Raw genomic sequence first — 20,048 nt, forward strand, 5'->3', positions numbered from 1 at the left:
GCCGGAAACCCTGAACCGCGCGCGCACCAACATGCGCGAGCTCATCATGCTGCGGATCAACCCGGCCGCCGCCATGCGCCTCTCCCGCGAGGAATTCCGCCTGGAGATTCTCCGCCTGGTCGCCGAAATCGGCGCCGAGCAGCGTCTCCAGCTCAACACCCGCGAACAGGACATGCTGGTCCAAGAGCTGATCGACGACATGATCGGCCTCGGCCCGCTCGAGCCCCTGCTCAACGACGACGCCGTCACCGATATCATGGTCAACGGCCCGAACAGCATCTTCGTCGAGCGGTTCGGCAAGCTCGAGGCGATGTCGCAGATCCATTTCCGCGACAATCAGCACGTCAACAACATCGCCCAGCGTATCGCCGCCGGCGTCGGTCGCCGGGTCGACGAGGCGAGCCCGATGGCCGATGCGCGTCTGTCGGACGGCAGCCGCGTCAACATCCTCTTGCCGCCGCTGGCGCTCAACGGTCCGACCATCTCGATCCGCAAATTCTCCCGTCGCCAGATCACGCTCGAAATGATGGCACGGCAGGGCAACCTGTCGGAGCCGCTCGCCCGCTTCCTCGAACTCGCGGCGCGGGCCCGGCTCAACATCCTGATCTCGGGCGGCACCGGTTCGGGCAAGACGACCCTCCTCAATGCGATGTCGAGCTATATCAGCAACAAGGAGCGCATCCTCACCATTGAAGACACGGCCGAATTGCAACTGCAGCAGGCCCATGTCTGCCGCCTGGAAGCCCGCCAGCCCAACATCGAAGGCACCGGTGAAGTGACCGCGCGAGACCTGCTCAAGAACGCGCTGCGCATGCGCCCCGACCGCATCATTGTCGGCGAAGTGCGCGGTGCCGAGGTGCTCGACATGCTGCAGGCGATGAATACCGGCCACGACGGCTCGATGACATCGATCCACGCCAATTCTCCGCGCGATGCGCTGACCCGCCTGGAACATATGGTCGGCATGACCGGTATCGATCTGCCGCTGAGTTCGCTTAGACCGCAAATCGCTTCGGCGCTTCATGTGTTGGTGCAGATCCAGCGCATGAGCGACGGCAAGCGGCGCGTCGTCAGCGTGCAGGAAATTCTCGGCATGGAAGGCACTTCGGTATCGCTCCAGGAAATCTTCCGGTTTGAGCGTGCCGGGGTCGACAAGGACGGAAATGTCATCGGCAGTCACAAGGCGACGGGCATCAAGCCGCGATTTTTGCAGACTGCGGTCGAATGCGGCCTGCCGATTCCGCTCGAACTGCACTCGTTGATGTAGGAACCGGCAATGGCGACCTGGATCATCCTTTCCCTGGGCATCGCGGTGACTCTCGGCACCGTGCTCTTGATCGACGCCATGGTCCGCTTCCGTCGCATTTCGCGTGGCGAGGACGGCAACATCGTCGACCGGCGTTTGTCGCAGGTCGGTCATACTGGAGATGACGCGTCGCTCGTGGCGGACGATGATGGCGGCGGCGACGACAACGACATTCTGTCATACGTCGCAACGAGACTGCAAAACCTGGTCGTCCAATCCGGCACGACAATGTCGGTCGCGAAAATCCTGTTGTTGGCGGTGTCGCTGTCGTTCGCGATCGGCCTCGCTTTCAGCGTTTTGCTTTCTTCGGCGAGCTGGTTGGTGTGGGTCGGCATTGGCGTCGTCGGCGGCTTCGGCTTTGTTGTGATGCTGCTGCGGGGCTTGCGCAGTGCCCGCATCGCCAAATTCGAGGCCCAGCTTCCCGATACCATAGACTTGATCGTGCGCTCATTGCGCGTCGGCCATCCCATCAGCGCGTGCATGGCCGTGATCGCCACCGAGATGTCGTCGCCTATCCGCGACGAATTCCAGCTTGCCCACTACAAGGTCAGCTACGGCTACACGGTGTCGGCCGCGTTTCGCGAGATGGCCGATCGCGTACCGCTGCCGGATCTGAAATTCCTCGTCACCGTGCTGCAATTGCAGGAAGAGACGGGCGGCAATCCGGTAGAGACGTTGTCAAAACTCGCCCTGGTCATCCGCGAGCGCTTCCACATGTTCCAGAAGATCAAGTCGATCACGGCGGAGGGGCGCGTGTCGGCCTGGATGCTGTCGATCATCCCGTTCGTGGCGGCGTTCTTCGCAATCGTGGTCAAGCCGGATTACTACGACAAGATCATGCAGCTCGAGGATTTTCCTATTTTGGCCGGAGTTATCGGTGTCGCAATGATCCTCAACGTGCTCGTGATGCGGGCCATTACCAAAATCAAGGTGTGAGGCGATGGCAAATACGTTTCTCGCTGGCGACAGCCTCATCATCGTTGCGGGGCTGCTGTTGTTCGTGGGCGTGATCTTTGTCGTCTTCGCGTTCGCAGGCTTTACCGGAATTTCCGAGCGTTCGCCCGCCGGCGCAGACGCCGATGCGCCCGACATCGCGGTGGAAGACAATTTCCTGCGTCGTATCGCCAGATTCGTGACGCCGTCGGACAGCAACGAATTGACCGAAGCCCGCCTCAGGATGGCCCGGGCCGGTTACCGGCGCCCGTCGGCGGTTCGCGTCTTTTTCCTTGGGCGCTCCGTATTCGGCCTGCTCATGGCGTTGGCGGCATCCTTGGTCGTGCCGGCGGTTTTCACCGATGTGCCGCCGCCTGTGGTGCTGGGAATTTTGGCAGCGGCGGTGCTGGTCGGTTTCATCCTTCCCTCGCTCGTACTTGATCGCATGATCGCGGCAAGGCGGCAGAAAGCCGTGGAAGGCTTCCCAGACATGCTCGACATGCTGCTGGTCTGCATCGAAGCAGGCCAGGGCTTCGAGCAGGCCACCCGCCGCATCGCGCGCGAACTCGTTGGCCACAATGACGTGCTTGCCGAAGAGCTCGACATCCTGATGAGCGAGTTGTGGGCCGGGCGCGATCGCAATGCGGCGTTCCGTGATTTCGCGATGCGGCTCAACGTCGACGATATCAGTGCCTTCGTAACGGTGGTGCGGCATGCGGACCAGTTCGGCGTATCGATTGCCGACGCCATCCGTGTTTATGCCTCCGACATGCGCTTCAAACGCGTCATGCGGGCAGAAGGAAAGGCCAATCTGATGCCGCTGAAGATTGCGCTCGCCAGCATGTTGTTCACGGTGATTCCGACCGGTGCGATCCTGATCGGCCCATCCATCCTCGAGATCATTCTGTCGTTCTCAGGCACAAACGGACCGTGAGGAACGACGATGTCGGCAATCTGGCTGATCTTCGTGGCGCTGACGTTGGCGGTAGCGGGATTCGATCTTGCGACCTACCGCATCCCGAATTGGACCTGGATGGCGTTGGTCGCGCTGTTTGCGGCGGTGTGGGTGATCCACGGTACCGAAGGAAACTGGCCCTATCACATCGGCGCCGCGGCCGCCTTCCTGGTGGTTGGGCTCGTTTTCTTCATCGCCAAGCAGATGGGAGCAGGGGACGCCAAATTCCTCGCCGCCGTTGCCCTGTTCGCCGGCTTTTCGGCGATCGTGGAATTGCTCCTGTGGATCGGCATTGCTGCGATGGTCGAGTTGATTGCGATCGTAGTTCTGCGCCGGGTGGCGCCGCAGTTCCATTCGCTGTTTTCTGCCGGCAAACGCCCGCTGGCGCGCGTACTGACAAAGCGGGAAGCCATCCCGCTTGGGGCTGGGATAGCCTTGGGCGCCATCGTGGCGTCGCATTGGTTTCCGGCCTCGTTATGGTTCGTCTAGGGGATGATGGCGATGGGCACTCGCGTTAATGGGAGGCGGGCAAGGCGGTGGTGGGCCGGCGACGCTGGAACGGTGACGATCGAATTCGTCATCTGGTTGCCGGTATTCCTGGTCCTGCTCGCGATAACGGCGGACGCGTGCAAGCTCTACATCACCCAATCGAGCATGCTCAACGTTGCGCGCGATACCTCCCGGCGCATGTCGGTCGGCAAGCTGTGCACGGTGGCGGCAGCCAATACCTATGCCGCGCAGCAGATGCTCTATTCAAAGCTGACCTACACCTACACCATCACCATGGGAACTGATTACAACACGGTCACCATTTCCACGCCGATCAAGGATGCCGGTGTGTTCGGCCTGTTGCGGCTGTGGGGTAGCTTCGCCAAGAATGGCGTCACCGATCTGGCGGTGTCGGCGACCATGCCGGCCGAGCCGGGTATTTGCACATGAAGCGCATCGGCCGCCAGCTCAAGCGCTTTGCCTTGTCCCGGCGCGGTTCCGGATCGGTGTTCAATCTGGTGATGCTGCCGGTCTTCCTGGCACTGGCTGGGTTGGCGATCGATGCCGCCATGGTGTACCGGACCGAGGCGGCGCTGCAGGTCGCGGCCGATGCCGCCGCGCTCGCCGCTGCGATGGATGTGCCGGCGAAATCGAGTTACGCCGTTACCGACGCCATCAATTTTGCGCAATACAACATGCCCACAGCGTCCAACGGCGCGGTGCTGAAGGCGTCGGATGTGGTGTTGGGAAATTGGGATTCCGCATCCGGTGTATTCACGCCCGGCGGATCGCCGCAAAACGCCGCGCGCGTCATCACCCGCCGCGCGGTGGAAAACGGCAATCCGCACAGTACGACGTTCCTGCGTTTGATCGGTCTCACCCACTGGGATGTTTCGGCTGCATCGGTTGCGACCTCGGAGCGGCCTCGACTGTGGATCGGGCTGGCGCTCGATAATACCGGCTCGATGTGCGAGCCCTATTCCAATCCTTGCCCGGGCAGCACCACGACCGACCCGAACCATCCCGGACCGACCAGCATCAAGATCAACGCCTTGAAGATCGCCGCGGTGCAATTGCTCGACCTCCTCAAGGGCGCCCAGATCGACGACGGAGATATTCAGGTGGCCCTGGTCCCGTTTGCGCGCGACGTGAACGTCGGAACCGCGAACAGCGCGGCTTCGTGGTTGCAGTTTACCGATTTCAAGGCCGCGGCCACGCCGGTGCCGGCTTCGAGCAGGGGGCCGGGAAACTCCACGACATACACGACCTGCCCGTGGACCAAAACGAGCAACGGGTTCCAATGCCAGACGACGCCGGTGAACGATGCCAATTCCTATAACGCCACGGCACCGCGAATTCCCACCACCGGCACCTACAAGGGCTACATCTGTCCCAGCCTGGATTCTCACGGCCATTTCTATAACGGCTGCTATACCAGCCAGACGCTTACGACCGATCGCAGCGGCAATCCGACCTCGTGGAGTCACACTTGGCTGGCGAATTCCACCACCACCTGGACTGGCTGCGTCACAGACCGGCCGCAGAACAACGACATTCTCACCACGACGCCCGTCACCGGCGTGAGCGGGACACTGTTCCCAGCCGACAACACACCATCATGCCCCAACGCGCCGGTAATGACGCTGACCTATGATTGGAACGCCCTCAAATCGCGGGTGTATTCGATGCAAGCGGCGGGCGCGACCAACCAGACGATCGGGCTGGTTTGGGCATGGCAGGCGCTGCAACAGGGTGCGCCGATGAATGCTCCACCGCTGCCGGCTCGAACCAAGCGCATCATCATTTTGCTTAGCGATGGCCTCAATACCCAGAACCGCTGGAATGGCGGCGGCAGCAGTCACGACACTACGGTCGATGCCCGCACCCGGGCGGTGTGCGACAACATCAAGGCACAGAACATCGAGATTTATACGGTGTTCGACGACCTCGACGGCACCCAGGGTAATTCGGATGTGCTGTCTTACTGCGCGTCTGGCGCCGATCACTATTACGACCTGACGACCGCCGGCGCCATGATCTCGACCTTCGTTCAGATCGGCCAGCGCATCACGGCGCTGCGGATTGTGGAGTGATCGCTGCCCCAATTGGAAGGCCACCAGTGCCGGCGTTGGGCGGAGTGTTGGCACTTGTTGGAAGAGGACTAAGGCGCTAGAACATGCGGGAAGGAAACCGGTGTCATTGGCGCCGAGGCAGCGAGCCGGGAAGCGGCCGCTCGGCCGCGCATGGCGCTTACGGCTTGGAGCCCAAACTATGACGAAGAAAGCCGCCCGCGGCTTCGCAGTTGCTGTTCTCGCGTCCATCGTGGGAGCCGCCGCGCCGGTCGCACCGCAGCCGTCGCCGGGGCTGCTTTTCTACTTATCGGCGGATAACGGCGTTACTGCGGAGATGGCCAAGGGCGACGCGGTGCCGAATTTCGCCGACCACATCAAAATCGTGCCCAACGGCCGCATTGGCGGCGCCCTGGCAACCGACGACGAGAACGTGCTGTCATGGAAGGCCCCGGGCAATATTGTCGCCCAGCGTGGCACCGTGTCGTTCTTCTGGCGCTCGCGGACCCCGGTTGGCCGGGCGCCCTTCGTGCTGTTTCGCGCCGGTTTCGCCGATCACACGTCGTGGGACATGGTGTTCCTGCGTATCGACTATAACGGGCATGGCTACGACGCGTTCGTCACCGACAACAATCTGGCGCGCATTCGGCTGTCGTTCAAACTGGACCAGCTGCCGCCGCCCGACGCCTGGACCCATATTGCGTTCTCGTGGGACGAGAATTGGGGCGTCAAACTCTACATCGATGGCAAGCTGGTTTCGCAGAAAGCCGAGAAAGCGGTTCTCGACACCGGCCTCGACCAGTTCGGCACCGCGGCGCGCGCGGTGTCGCCGCATCAGGTGATGAGCCGCTACAACTGGATGCGCGGCAGCGATTACGACGAGCTGCGTATCTACGACCATGCACTCGATGCCGGCGAGATCGCCACCCTGGCGAAGGGCGAGGTGCCGGTGGTCGCGGCGTATCAGGCGGGTTCACTCGATAATCCCGAGGTCCGCGCGGAGTGGAATTGGCGCTACGGCTGGAACCGTCCGAACGATGTGCCGGTGGCGCTGACGGCGCCGGTTACGACCATCCGAAAGGTGGAGTTTGCCGATGCCAAGGACATCAAGGAATGGATGTACAAGGCGACCGACGGCATCGCCGAAACCACTTGGCCAGGCGTCTATAACCGCTCGCGCCTGCCGGGACGCAACGACTATTTCCCGCTGCCGGACTGGAACGTCTATGTCGACGGCGGCAAGACCCTGACCCTGACGCTGCCGAACGAGAAGTGGAACCACATCGAGTTGCAGGGCGCCGCGTTCGGCAATCTCACCTATGCGACGGGCACGGCTGCTCCGGCGGAAATCGCCACGCGCGCGGCGGGGCAGGAACGCACTTACTGGACTTTCGGCGAGGAGCGGACCGGCGGTGTTTTGCGCTTCAACAACATCGCGCAGGAAACCCCGATCCAGGAAATCGCCGCCTATGACATTCATGCTGGTGCGGTGCCGAAGGGAACGGTAACCCAGACCTATATCGTGCGAGCCAGCGCGGCCGCGGATTCGCCTGATCTCGAAGAGCTGAACGCCTTCATCAAGGGCCGCTATACACCGGATTCGCGCGCGACCGTGGTTGCCTTGCCGGACGCGGCGCCGTCGCGCCCGCGCACGCTCGATGCCGGTCCCAAGCTGCCGCTGGTACATGTGCTGATCCCGTACGAATACGGCGCGTCTCCTCCTGCCCAGATGCTCTACCGCTCCTGGGGCTATGGCTGGGAGAACATGCACGACGGCCTCGACGGCATCGCCATCACCATTCCAGCCCTGAAGGTGAAGCCGGCGATGAATGGGCTGTTCCCGATCAATATCCAGGTCAAAGACCCGATCTGGCCGATGCGCAACATGTTCGACATCACGGTTGCGGTGAAGCCGGGCGAGGCGAGGACTGTCTGGCTCGATTTGCGCGATCGCATCCTGCCGAACAAAAGCCTTTACCTCACTATCGCCGGTGCCGGACAGGACTTTGGCGCCGAGCAGCTGAACGGTGCAAAGATTCAGCTTGTGTTCAAGAATCGCGCCGAAGCGTTGAAGGAGCACATTGCCGACCGCTTGGCGCAGGTGAAGGACAATTGGGGGTTCCTGGTCGAAGAGCACACCGCATCCAAGCGTGAAGCCCTTTACGAGCGCGTCGTTGCCGATGCGACCGACCTGCTGCGCGTCGATCCCGACAACCGGATTGGCGGCGAATACTGGGCCGACATCACCTTCAACAGCCAAGGCGCCGGCGTTGCCTACACCTTGCCTGCAACGCCGAAGGGGATGCCGACCTGGGCCTTCCGCCAGATCGAGGCGCTCAAGGGCGTGCGCCATTTCGTCAATTGGTGGATCGACAACCGCCAGTCCGATTACGGCGACTTCGGTGGCGGCATTTCCGACGATTCCGATCTGGCCGAGCAATGGCCCGGGCTGGCGCTGATGGGCGTCGACAGCGACAAGCTCCGCGCGTCGCTCTCAAGGCTGGATGAAGCGGTCTATCGCAATGGCATGTTCACCAACGGCCTTGCGACGCTGATGCTCGACGAGCTGCATTCCTACGAAGATGGCATCAACGTCAACAGCGAGTCGATGTACCTCAATTACGGCGATCCCAAAGCGGTGGAACGCCTGATGACCACCGTCGCTGCCTACGACCGGATCATCTCGGTCAATCCCGCCGGTCATCTGCACTTCAACACCAACTGGTATTCGGGTTCCGACTCCTATCGCGAGGGGCCGTGGGAGTGGGGCAAATACTATTCCTATCTCGTGCTGCATCCCGGTCTGTTGATGACCGATTTCAACGGCGATCCGACCGGAAAAAAATTCATCATCGGCCTCGCCGACGGCCTTCTCGCGCATGGCAAGCAGGACGCCAGTGGGCACTGGAGTTTCCCGGACGAGATCAACTGGCGCACCGATGCCGAGAAAGGCAAACTCCCGGCCGGCTCGACGCCAATGCAATTGATGTGGGCGGCCTGGCGCTGGACCGGCGACGACAAGTATTTGCGCCCGATCATCGCGTCGGTGGAGCAGACCAACACGCAGGATTCAGTCAGCGTCGGCGGTGCCCGCATCGTCGCGGACAAGGACAGCCTGAAGGCGCTCACCAATCTCAACGAGGATCTCGTCAACGTGCTCGGCCGCCAGCAGAGCTGGGGCGCGGCAGCGGTGCGGCGGGCCGAATCTGGCAAAGCAGGCGCCATCGAGCGTTTCTATGCCTGGGAAATGACCGGCAACAAGAAATACCTCGAAGACCTGTTCGGCGATGAAATGCGCCGGCAGGCCGAGACCATGTACTCGCGCACCGAAGGTCATTGGTGGACCGATCGGGTCGAGATCGACAGCCAGTATCTGCAGCGCGTGCGCCTGGGCGGCATTCCGCTCACCCGCGGCAACATCTATCCCGGCGCGACCGTGTCGTGGTCGTTCCCTGATGCGGACGGCGCAGTGAGCGTGGCGCTGCTGGTGCCTAATCCGTCGCGGACCCATTTCAAGGTCATCGCCTACAATGTCACCAACAAGCCGGTGAAGGCGCGCATGACCGGCTGGAACGTCGATTCCGGCATTTGGGAAGTGAAGTCGGGACCGGGCGATGCAGCGGACGCACTGTCTGCCAGCGTCAAGGGTCATACGGTTGCGTTCGAAAAGACGTCCGCGATCGACGTCGCCTTCGCGCCGCACCGCACAACGGTCTACGAGTTCACGCTAAAGACACAGTCGGGCGATGTTCCGAGCACCCGCGCCGATCTTGGCATCGGTGTTGACGATGTCGTGCTGAAGGGCAGCACGCTGTCGGTGACCGTGCACAGCCTTGGCGCCAAGGACGCGAAACCCGCCGCGCTGCGGCTCCTGGATGCCAAAGGTACGGTGGTGGCTGAAACCGCAATCCCGGCGCTGCCGGCACCGCGCGACCTGAAGCCCCACACGGCCACGGTCAACCTCATGCTGCCAGCCAAATTCCAGCGGGCCGGTGCCACCGTCGAGATTGTGTCGCCGGAGAAGGAGATTACCCGCCTGAATAATGTGGTGCGCTTGCCGGCCCCGTAGGCAGTCGGGCCCGGCGCGACACCGGACCCGATGTGAGTTTAGCGCGACGTTTTGAGGGCGCTCTGCAGTTCAGCCGTGGCGGACTGGAATTCGGATTTGAAGGTTGTATCCGCCAGGAGTTGTTCGGCGACAGCCGTTCCCAGCGCTTGACCGGCAACGATGTCGCTGCGGTAATGAACGCCGCAGACGATGCGGTTTTCGGCATACGCCTTGGCGCGGTCGAGGATGGCCGGCGCTTTTTCCGGGACCATCGAAGCAAGAATTACGGCCATGCTGAAGCCCATGGTGGAATGGCCGCTGGGATAAGACGATTGTGGCGCATCGCCCCTGGTGCATGTCTTGAGCGCACTATCGATGACCCACGGCCGGTTGCGGAGGAAATGGTTTTTCGCCAGCTTGGCAGCTGCCTTTTCCTCGTTGCGCACGAGCGTGAATAGCGCCCAGGTTTTCGGCAAGGTCTTGAGATCGATCCCCAGGACGGCATTGAAGATCGTGGCATCTTCGGTCTTGTCGTCGGCGGCGGCTTGCGCGAAATCCGCGTCGGTCATGCCCGCCTGGGACTGACGGATCTCGTCAAGTTCGCGCTTTTGCGCCGCCGAGGTGTCAGCAGGCGGCGACGGCAGGATTAGCTCAGGAGAATGGGGCGCCGGCGCGACCTGCGTGTCGGCAGAACAAGGCATCATCAGCGCGCCAACGAAGGCAGCGGCAAGGGCCGTGCGGTTCATCATTTTCGATCCTCATAAGAAAAGGGGCGGCAGCGCCGCCCCCTGTTGGTATGATGGTGATCAGATCTTCGCCTTCAGCGTGATCTGGTAGCTGCGTGAAGACTGGAAGTAATACTGGTCGGTGCTGGTCAGGCGATGTGCAACGTCGCCGACCGAGACGGCGGTAGCCGTATCCTTGCCGTCCGATCCGCTGACGCTGACCAGACTGCGATCGTCGAACAGATTATTGACGGCGATTGATATCCCAAACTTGCCGAAGTCGTAGGCGGTGATGAAATTGACCGTCGAATAGCCACCAACACGATAGAACGGCAGGCCGTCTGCTCCCTTCAGGCGCGCATCGTCCATGTACTGCGAACCGACGGTCTTATCGACCAGCGAGAAGCTGACGGCATCGAGCTTGTAGATCAGGCCCACTGCGGCGGTCCAATACGGCGCGTTCTTCAACTGGATGCCACCCGATTTGGCCGAATTGACCGATCCGTTGCCGAACGCCATCAGCCCGTCGGTGATGCCGGGCAGGACGCTGTCGAGCTTGTAGCTGGCTTCGCCTTCGACACCCTTGTAGGTGGCATCACCGGTGTTTTTGGTGCACTGCAGCGTCGTATCGTAGGAGCATGGACCATAGGTGTAGTTGTTCCTGGCGGCGACGTAGTAGACGTCGGCGTCAACCGAGAAGTCATCGCCATAATAGACGGACCCGAACTGGTAGTTGGTCGTGGTCATCGCCGACGGGAACGTATTCGGCTTTTGCTGCTCGAAGGTGCTGATGTCGGGAACGTAGATGCCGGTCGCGAACTGGAAGTAGGTCGACCACGACGGCAGGATCTTGTAATTGACGGTCGTGAAGTAGAGCGGGCGCGACGTGGTGAATTTCGTGCTGGCGCCGTTGTAGAGACCGGGGCCTTTGCAGGCGCCGATGCAGCCGACAGTATTGGCGTTGGTTGTGCCGGAGACGATCGAATCGGGCGAGATCGTGTGGTCCCAATCGACATATTTGAATCCCGGCGTGATGGTCAGGTCGGTCGTCGGGTGCAGTTCGACTTCGGCGAATGGTTCGATCTGCTGCCAACCGGAATGTTCGAGATAACCGATGCCGTAACGGCCCATGTAGAGCGAGGGATCGTTCGATGCGCTCTTGCTCGAAATGTCGGCGTAATTCCAGGCATCATGGAACGGCTGGCAACCGGCGGCCGCGCAGCGTGTCCAGTCGAAATAGTAGCGCACGCGTTCGGTAGCCTGGCCTTCCCACCAGACACCGGCGCGCAACTGCCCGGTGAGGAAGCCGGCGTCGAAGTCGGCAGCGGCGCGGAAAACATTACCCCAAACGCGATAGGCGTTCTGCTTGGTGTAGCCCGGAACGTCGCCGGCATGTTTGGTGTTGGTGATGTCGGTCGTCGTTATCGCGGTGTTCCAGGTCCCGGCCGCAATATTGGCGGCGGTCTGCTTGATGTCTGACGCCGTCAAGGTCTTGTTGACGTAGGCGTAGGTGTAGGCTTGGTCGTCGATGCTCAGCCAACTGGTCACCGCTCCGCGCAGGCGGACATAATCCATGTCCGTGATCTTGTCGGAATAGTTGTACCAGTAGTAGTTCGCTGCGCTCGGATCGCTCTCCTGCAGCGCGAACTGCTTGCCGAAGGCATTGACCTGGGCGGCGGTATACCCGTTCTTGTCATTGACGTGCTGGTGCAGGTTATTGCGGTTGGCAAAAACCGTCACGGTCCAGCCCGGCGCGAATTCGCTCTCGATCTTGACGAGCTCATTGTCCTTGACCGTGTTTTGCAAGGTCATATAGCCCGAGCTTTGCACGCCATTGAAATTGACCAGGGCGCGGGTGTTGCCAAGGCCGGGAATATTGCCGCTCTGCAGGTTTATGTTGAGCAGCCTGGTATCCCAGCTGCCGCTCATGAGCTTTACGTTGGCGCCGAAATCGTCGCTCAACGAGTCCGAGTACATGTTGATCGAGCCGCCCCAGGTGGAGGCTCCGAGATTGGAGGCGTTGCCCGGGCCGCGTTCGACATTGACGCTGCCGATGGTCGCCGCCGGGAAGTAAGATTCCGAATGGTGTGTCGGGCCGTTGGTGTCGCCGAACGGAATGCCGTCGTAGGTCATGCCGAAATTCCCGTCGGGCATGCCACGCAGAGTATTCTTGACGTTGCCGTCGGACAGCCCGGGGCCATTGATGTCGAGACCTGTCAGCGACGGCACGATAGCCAGAAGCGTCGTATAATCGGCGGTATCGGCAACCGAATTATCGATATAGGTGCGCGTCAGGATCGTCTGCGGTTCGGTGGTGTTCAGCGAAGCTTTGGCGGGTGCCGCTTCGGCGTTGAAGTTTGTTCCGGTGACGACCACGGTTTCGATGCCCGTGCCGGTGCCGCCGCCGATGGTTTCGGCCGCGAACGTCGTGGTCGCAAAGGCGCTCGTCAGCGCGAGTAACGACGTCGTGCGCACCAAAAGGCGCGCAGCATTGCTGCGTGCTAGCATTCCATTACCCCTCAAGTTGCGGCTCGGCCGCTGTGATCAGTTTCGCAAGAAATCCTCTTGCCGCCCCCGGGCGGGACAAGTTGCCCAGCCGATGCGGAACCGTTACTAGCGGCGCTCCTCAAAGGTTTTTTGGCAGAGAGTTGGGATTAATTAATCCAGCGCCCATTTGATCGCCGGGAATGAACCGATCCAGCGATCGCACTCACCAGTGGTTTGCAATATTTGCCCATGGAAAACGCAGTTTTGCGGTGCGGATAATCAGATTGCACAGCCAATCGGCACGTTTGGGATGCGCGCAAGGAGAACTGTTACAGAACTGCCAAGAATGGCTTCTATGACGTTCCTACCAAATTCACTCTAACTGTGGCGTTGAAGCCGCGCATCAGCCATGGACGTGCTGCTCGTCGAAGACGATCCCGAAACCGCTCTCTACGTTACGGAGGGCTTGCAGAAGCTCGGGCAGACCGTGCATTGGGCGCCGACCGGCAAGGACGGTCTGCATCAGGCGCGCGCGCGCGACTACGCGTTGATGATCGTCGATCGCATGCTGCCGGGCCTGGACGGCCTGTCCCTGGTGCGGTTCCTGCGGGCAGAATCCTGCCAAACGCCGGTTCTGATGTTGACCACGATGAGCGGGCTCGACGACCGTGTCGGCGGCCTCAATGCGGGCGCCGACGATTATCTCACCAAACCTTTCGCGATGAGCGAATTGGCGGCGCGCGTGAACGCAATCGTGCGGCGTGTCGGCCGGCAAGGGGCTCCTACGCGCCTCAAGGCCGGCAGTCTTGAAATGGACCTGTTGGAGCGAACCGTATCCCGGGACAACCGCCGCATCGAACTTCAGCCGCAGGAATATAAACTGCTCGAGTACCTGATGCAGAATGCCGGGCGGACGGTGACCCGATCGATGCTGCTCGAGAATGTCTGGAATCTCGACTTCGACCCGGGTACCAACATCGTCGAATCCCATATTTCGCGGCTGCGTTCAAAGGTCGATCGCGGATTTTCCACCGAACTGATCCGCACGGTGCGCGGCCACGGCTATGTCGTCAGCACCTAAAAGGCTTCTCCAGACCGACAGTTTCCGGCATGCCGCGCTCTATGCCGGATTGTTCGGCATCTCGATGCTGGTGCTCATCGTCGCCATCTGTGTGATCCTCGATCATTCCTTCAAAACCAGTTTGCTGCGGGAAGTCGATGACGACCTGATGTCGATGCGGACGGCTTATGCCACCGCCAAGCCGGGCAAGGCCGTGCACGAGGCTGCGGAAATCATTGAGGACCGTCTGTTGGCGCCGGACGCTGACGATGTGTTTTTGCTCGAGCGTGGATCGCAGCGGGTTGCGGGCAATCTGCCGGCCATGGCTCCGCGCCTTGGTGTATTCACCACGACGCTTCAGGTTAGCGCCCGCTCAAAGGATGCTGGGCGGGAGCACACCATCTTGGGGCAGGGGGCGATGCTGGCGCCGGGCATCTATGCGTTTGTCGGGCGCGATTTGGAGCAGATGAACGACACCGAGCGGAGTGTGCTGCATGCCTTCGCCGCAGTGTTGGTGATCAGTCTGGTGCTGGCCTCCGGATTCGGAGTGCTCCTGAGCCGGACCTTCATGCGGCGCATCGATGCGGTTGCTCAAACGTGCCGAGGCATCATGGCGGGGCGGCTTGGCGAGCGCATTGCGACCGCAGGGCGGGGCGACGAGTTCGACCGCCTGGTACAGGCCATCAACGACATGCTCGACCGCATCCAGGACTTGATGGAGTCTTTGCGGCAGGTGTCGACTGACATCGCGCACGACATGCGCACGCCCCTGACCCATTTGCAGCACCGGCTCGAACGGGTTCGCGGTGAGGCGAGAACGCCTGAGGAATATGCCGCCGCGGTCGACTCCGCCGTCGCCGAATGTGATGCGCTGCTCGGCGTCTTTACGGCGCTTTTGCGCATTGCCCAGATCGAGGCCGGTGCGCGCCGGTCTGAGTTCCGCGATGTCGATCTGGCAAAGCTGGTCGCGACAGCCCGGGATATCTACGGTCCCGTCATGGACGACGCCGGTCGGGCATTTCGCGCGATAGCCGGGTCCGGTGCCGTCGTGCGCGGCGATGAACAGCTGCTGCTGCAGCTCCTCTCCAATCTTCTCAACAACGTCATAACCCATACGCCGGCGGGATCGGCGGTCGATCTCGGTTGCGCGGTGGTAAGGGGATATCCGGTTCTGACCGTCACGGACCACGGCGAGGGCATACCTGCCGAGGATCGCGACAAGGTGCTCCGCCGGTTTTACCGCCGCGAACAAAGCCGCACCAAGCCGGGCAGCGGCCTCGGGCTGGCTCTCGTTGCCGCGGTGGCGGAACTTCACGAAGCCGACCTCGTGCTCAACGACGGCTGCCCCGGATTGCAGGTTGAGGTACGATTCCGCAGCAAATCCGATGTGTTTGCCTAATCCGGTCGCGCACATTGGCGTTTGCCAACCTAAGTTCTCAAAGCGTTCACCAAACCGTCCGCGATCCAGCGCATTCGGCCGCCATTGATCGCGCCGGGATGAACGAGCGGCGGCCGGGTGCCGCCCAATGTGGGGTGCTGTCATGATATGCAGAAATATTCGCTGTCTGTTGTTAGGCAGCTGTGCGTTTGTCGCGTTGTCACCGGCATTCGCCGAAACCGCCGCCGACAACGAAACCGTCGTCGTATCGGCGTCGCGCCTGGAAGATCAAGCGCGGCTGCAGCAGAAAGATGCGATCAACATCGTCAATGTCCAATCTGCCGAGCAGATCCTGAAGTTCCCCGACTTCAACGCGGCTGAATCGCTGGGGCGGATGCCGGGTATCACGTTGATGAGCGACACGGGCGAAGGTCGTTTCGTCATGATCCGCGGCATCGACCCCAACCTCAATGGCACGACCTATGGCGGCGTGCTGCTGCTCAACACCAATCCCGGTGGCACGTACCAGGGCGGCGGCGGCCGCGCAGTGGAACTTGATACCGTTCCTGGCGGCGCCATCGATGGCCTCATCGTCACCAAGACGCTGACGCCCGACCATGATGCCGAAGGCCTTGGCGGCACGATCGAACTGACCCCGCGTTCAGCCGCAAATATCACCGAGCCGTTTGTGGAATTGAACCTGGGCTACGGCCTCGAGCCGATCCATGACCATGGCGGCCCGCTGAACGTCAACATCGCAATCGGCGGCCGCTTTGGCATCGAGGACGGCGTCGTTGTGATGGAACGCGGTCAGAGTGCCGGCCAGGTCAATCCCGGTTTTGTTTCCAATCCGACGCCGTTCTCGATCGTACTCGACGCATCCTGGCGTGAAGACCACCGCAGCTTCGATGATCTCGAAGAAGATTACATCAACGATTCCTCGAGCCCGACGACGGCGCAAAACAAGGTCTTCGATGACCTGCAGCTGCGTAAATACGATGCCCACCGCAAGCGTTTCGGTATCGGCGGAGAGTTCGACTTCAAGCCGAACGACGAGCATCGCTACTATTTCCGCGCCAACATGTTCGGCTATGACGAGCAGATTGACAAGAACCGCCTGACCTTCAACTCGCTCGGCGGCAATTATGCGACCACGTTTTCTGGGAACCAAGTCAGCACCCAGTCCGATATCACGATGGCCGGAACCAACTCGCAGGAAATCGCGCGCAACAACGTCTATGCCTTCGGCGGCGAAGACGACTTCCACGTCGTCAAGATCGACTATCGCGTTGCCTATTCCCGCGCCACGGATGATGCCGCGCACAGCTACGGCAGTACGGTTACTGGGCCCAAGGGTGTCCACGTCACTTACGACAACACCTCGGATCCCAACTTCCCGATGATGAAGGTGACCGACGGCACCGATCTCAACAATCCCGCGCTGTTTACATTGACGAAGTTGAAAAACGGCACGGAGAAGGACGCCGACGAGGAGTACTCCTATCTCGGCAACGCCACTATTCCGGTGAATATCCTCAGCAGCGCCGATCGCTTGAAGTTCGGTTTCTCGGTGCGGCTGCGGGACAAGTCGGGTACGCCGAACCTGTCGCAGTCGATCACCCTTCCGAAAGGTGGTGTACCGCTCGCCAGTCTGTCGCCGCTGCCGGCCTATACCAGTTTCTATCATGATCGTTATACGAATGGGCCCGGCATTAACGAGGAGTTGATCCTCGCCAACGCTCAGAACGGGACTTGGGCAAGCGCCCCCTTGGCGGTCGACACCCAGAACGTCTGGAAGGGCGATGAAAACGTCTATGCCGGATACGGCATGTACACCGGCGAGTACGGCAACTGGGGCTTTATGGCCGGCGTACGCGTGGAATCGACGGTCGCCAAGTACACCTTTGTTGACGATCAGGTCGGCCAGCTGACCATGGCAAAGAAGTATACCGACGTCTTCCCGTCGGCTCAGATCCGCTATCAATTCGCTCCGGATTTGATTGCGCGCGCCAGCTATTCGAGCGGAATCGCCAGGCCGGGATTCACCCAGGTCACCGGCAATTCGCATGTGGACATCACTACCTGGTATATCTCGACGGGCAACCCCGACCTGAAGCCGATCACCGGCAACAATTTCGATCTGGATGTCGAATGGTATCTCAACGACAGCGGCATCTTGGAGGTCGGGGCCTTCGACAAGGAGTTCCAGAACTACATTTTCCAGCGTGAACTCACCGTCGCAACTGATCCGCGCGCCGTCGCGCTCGGTTGGGTCGCGGCAGACGGCAAGATTCACCTCGATACCTTCGGGAATATCTCCGACGGCAGCGCCCGCGGTATGGAAGTGGCCTATCAGCAGAAGTTCAGTTTCCTGCCGAAGCCGTTCGACGGGTTCGGGTTCGACGGCAATTTCACCTACTTGACGAGCAGCGGCGATGAATATCCTGGCGTAAGCCACGCTCTGCCCGGTTCGGCGCCGACCACTTTCAACGCCTCGATTTTCTATGAGAACTACGGTTTCAATCTGCGTTTGGCCGCAGAATATACCGGCCACAACCTCTACACTGTGGGCGGCTCGCGCGCGACCGACCAGTTCGAAGACTCACGTTTCCAGGTGGATTGGACGTCAAGCTACGACATCACCGAAAACATAACCGCTTACTTCAACGCCAAGAACATCAACAACGCGCCCTTGCGCATTTTCCAGGGGGCGTCGAAGTGGGTTATCCAGCGCGAATTCTACGACCAGACCTACGAAGGCGGCGTGCGGCTCAAGCTGTAAGTTCATAAGATCATCATCTGCGACTCGGAAAAGGACACAGACATGGGATTGCGTAATTGGCTTCTGCGGTGTGGCGCAGTTTCATGTCTTGTCCTGGCGGGCGCTCAGGCTTCGGCAGCTCCCGTTCCCCACTACGACCATATCTTCGTGATCATGGAAGAGAACAAGGGCATCGAGCAGATCATGGGCCATCCCGATTGGGCACCCAACCTTAACAAGCTCGCGGCGGACTACGGCCTTGCAACGCAGTTCTATGCCGAAGTACACCCGAGCGAGGCCAACTACATCGCCCTGTTGGGCGGCGATACCTTCGGCATTCATGACGACGATGCCTTCTTCTGCAAGCCCGGCCCCAAATCTGGGTTTTGCGCCAAGGCCGATCAGACCGGCTACGTCGATCACAACATCACCGCCCGCAACCTGATGGATCAGTTGGCCGACAAGAGGCTGACTTGGAAATCCTATATGGAGGACATTCCCGGTCCAGGGTCCTTGGTCCCGGCGTGGCCGTCGCCCGGTTATTCCGCGCAGAACCTGCCGAATGCGCTTTACGCGGCCAAACACAGCGGCTTTGTCAGTTTCCATTCGGTCAACAGCCGGCCATATCCTGAGCTGATGTCGCTTCTGGTCGGCTTTCCGCAGTTGGAAGCCGATCTGACGGCGGGTGAGATGCCGAACTTTGCGGTTGTCGTGCCGAACCAGTGTAACGAGATGCATGGCCGCAGCGCCAAGGATGGCGGCGACGTGCCGGAGGACTGTCGCAGTGGCAACCTCCAGGGACTGATCCACCGCGGCGATGCCGAAGTCGGTCGGCTGGTGGCGCTGATCATGGCCTCGCCGGTGTGGCGCGCGCCGGGCAACACGGCCATCGTGATTTCCTTTGACGAAAACGGCGGCGACGAGCGGCTCAGCGGGCCGCAGGGATGCTGCGGTTACGACCCCAAGAGCGCGGCGAATTTCGGCGGCGGCCGTATCATGACCCTGGTCATCACCAATCACGGCCCGCGCCGCATCAAGGACGTGACTCCGTACAATCACTATTCGCTGCTGCGCACCATCGAGGATGCCTTCGGCATCTCCGAGCACCTTGCGCACGCCGGCGATAGCGATAAAGGTGTCGTCGCGATGGCGCCGCTGTTCGCCGTCAAGCCCGCCCATTAGTCCACCCACAACGAACACGGACATCTTCCATGCGTCTCTCTCGCTATCTTGCCTGCGCCGCTGTTGCGACATGTGTTCTGGCGCCGGCGCTGGCGCAAAATCCGTCCTATCGCCTTGTCAAGGAGGTCGCGCTCGGGGCGCCCGACAAGTGGGATTATGTCACCTACGATGCGCCACAGGATCGCGTCTTTGTTGCCCACGGCGACCGCGTCACGGTCGTCGACAACAAGACCGGCGCCGTCGTCGGCAATGTCGTCGGGACGACCGGCGGCTCGCACGGTATCGCGTTTGCGAATGGGAAGGGCTACACCGACGATGGCACTGCCGGCGCGGTATTGGTATTTGATCCGGTGACGTTGAAGGTGATCAAGACCCTCAAGGCCGAGCCGGATGCTGACGGCATCGTGTTCGAACCGGTAAGCGGCCACATTCTGGTGATCGATGGCGATTCCGCCAAAATCACGGTTATCGATCCCAAGACCGATACGGTCATCGGCACGGTGGAAGCCGGCGGCGGGCTCGAGTTCGGCGTTTCCGGCGAGAATGGCAAGTTCTACGTCGATGGTGCCGAAAAGGGCGAGATCGTCCGCGTCGATGTCAAAACCAACAAGGCCGATGCTCATTGGCCGATTGCCGGTTGCGTCAAGCCGCACGG

Annotated in this window: 14 protein-coding genes; 12 read left to right on the top strand and 2 right to left on the bottom strand. The window is 61.0% G+C overall.

All coding sequences use genetic code 11. The features are described from left to right. The 7 genes from AC1P6P_RS07290 to AC1P6P_RS07320 form a co-directional block, all read left to right on the top strand. Window positions 1–1,267 (top strand): TadA family conjugal transfer-associated ATPase (locus AC1P6P_RS07290; protein ID WP_481401773.1); only part of this gene is annotated, 1,267 nt, incomplete at its 5' end. Window positions 1,268–1,276: 9 nt separating this feature from the next. Then, the gene (locus tag AC1P6P_RS07295; RefSeq protein ID WP_481401774.1) at window positions 1,277–2,242 is read left to right on the top strand and encodes a type II secretion system F family protein; all 966 of its coding nucleotides are present in this window, start codon (window positions 1,277–1,279) and stop codon (window positions 2,240–2,242) included. 4 nt (window positions 2,243–2,246) lie between these two features. Then, window positions 2,247–3,173, top strand: a complete 927-nt coding sequence (locus tag AC1P6P_RS07300) for a type II secretion system F family protein (protein ID WP_481401775.1) — start codon at window positions 2,247–2,249, stop codon at window positions 3,171–3,173. Window positions 3,174–3,182: 9 nt separating this feature from the next. After that, the gene (locus AC1P6P_RS07305) at window positions 3,183–3,683 is read left to right on the top strand and encodes an A24 family peptidase (RefSeq protein ID WP_481401776.1); all 501 of its coding nucleotides are present in this window, start codon (window positions 3,183–3,185) and stop codon (window positions 3,681–3,683) included. Between the two features lie 72 nt (window positions 3,684–3,755). Then, the gene (locus AC1P6P_RS07310) at window positions 3,756–4,133 is read left to right on the top strand and encodes a TadE/TadG family type IV pilus assembly protein (protein WP_481401777.1); all 378 of its coding nucleotides are present in this window, start codon (window positions 3,756–3,758) and stop codon (window positions 4,131–4,133) included. Further along, entirely contained in the window at window positions 4,130–5,776 is a 1,647-nt protein-coding gene (locus AC1P6P_RS07315) for a pilus assembly protein TadG-related protein (RefSeq protein WP_481401778.1), read from the top strand. The genes AC1P6P_RS07310 and AC1P6P_RS07315 overlap by 4 nt, the downstream gene beginning before the upstream one ends. A gap of 178 nt (window positions 5,777–5,954) precedes the next feature. Further along, window positions 5,955–9,821: a LamG-like jellyroll fold domain-containing protein gene (locus tag AC1P6P_RS07320; RefSeq protein ID WP_481401779.1), complete on the top strand. Its 3,867-nt coding sequence runs from the start codon at window positions 5,955–5,957 to the stop codon at window positions 9,819–9,821. A 38-nt stretch (window positions 9,822–9,859) separates the two neighbouring features. Here the strand turns inward: AC1P6P_RS07320 and AC1P6P_RS07325 are convergent, their stop codons facing one another. After that, complete coding sequence (locus tag AC1P6P_RS07325; RefSeq protein ID WP_481401780.1) at window positions 9,860–10,549, bottom strand: phosphatase PAP2 family protein; 690 nt, start codon at window positions 10,547–10,549, stop codon at window positions 9,860–9,862. A gap of 57 nt (window positions 10,550–10,606) precedes the next feature. Further along, window positions 10,607–13,033 carry a TonB-dependent receptor gene (locus tag AC1P6P_RS07330; RefSeq protein WP_481401781.1) on the bottom strand — a complete coding sequence of 809 codons (2,427 nt, stop codon included), beginning with the start codon at window positions 13,031–13,033 and terminating at the stop codon, window positions 10,607–10,609. Between the two features lie 388 nt (window positions 13,034–13,421). Here AC1P6P_RS07330 and AC1P6P_RS07335 point away from each other — a divergent pair, with 388 nt between their 5' ends. The 5 genes from AC1P6P_RS07335 to AC1P6P_RS07355 form a co-directional block, all read left to right on the top strand. Then, window positions 13,422–14,093: a response regulator transcription factor gene (locus AC1P6P_RS07335; RefSeq protein ID WP_481401782.1), complete on the top strand. Its 672-nt coding sequence runs from the start codon at window positions 13,422–13,424 to the stop codon at window positions 14,091–14,093. Then, window positions 14,077–15,471 (top strand): ATP-binding protein, encoded by a 1,395-nt coding sequence (locus tag AC1P6P_RS07340; RefSeq protein WP_481401783.1) that lies wholly within the window; start codon window positions 14,077–14,079, stop codon window positions 15,469–15,471. Before AC1P6P_RS07335 ends, AC1P6P_RS07340 begins: the two co-directional genes overlap by 17 nt. Window positions 15,472–15,667: 196 nt before the next feature. Beyond that, complete coding sequence (locus AC1P6P_RS07345) at window positions 15,668–18,232, top strand: TonB-dependent receptor (protein ID WP_481401784.1); 2,565 nt, start codon at window positions 15,668–15,670, stop codon at window positions 18,230–18,232. A gap of 153 nt (window positions 18,233–18,385) precedes the next feature. Further along, the gene (locus AC1P6P_RS07350) at window positions 18,386–19,393 is read left to right on the top strand and encodes an alkaline phosphatase family protein (RefSeq protein ID WP_481401786.1); all 1,008 of its coding nucleotides are present in this window, start codon (window positions 18,386–18,388) and stop codon (window positions 19,391–19,393) included. Between the two features lie 29 nt (window positions 19,394–19,422). After that, window positions 19,423–20,048, top strand: a 626-nt coding sequence (locus tag AC1P6P_RS07355) for a YncE family protein (RefSeq protein ID WP_481401785.1), incomplete at its 3' end; no start/stop codon positions are given.

This window comes from Rhizomicrobium sp. (assembly GCF_056722145.1).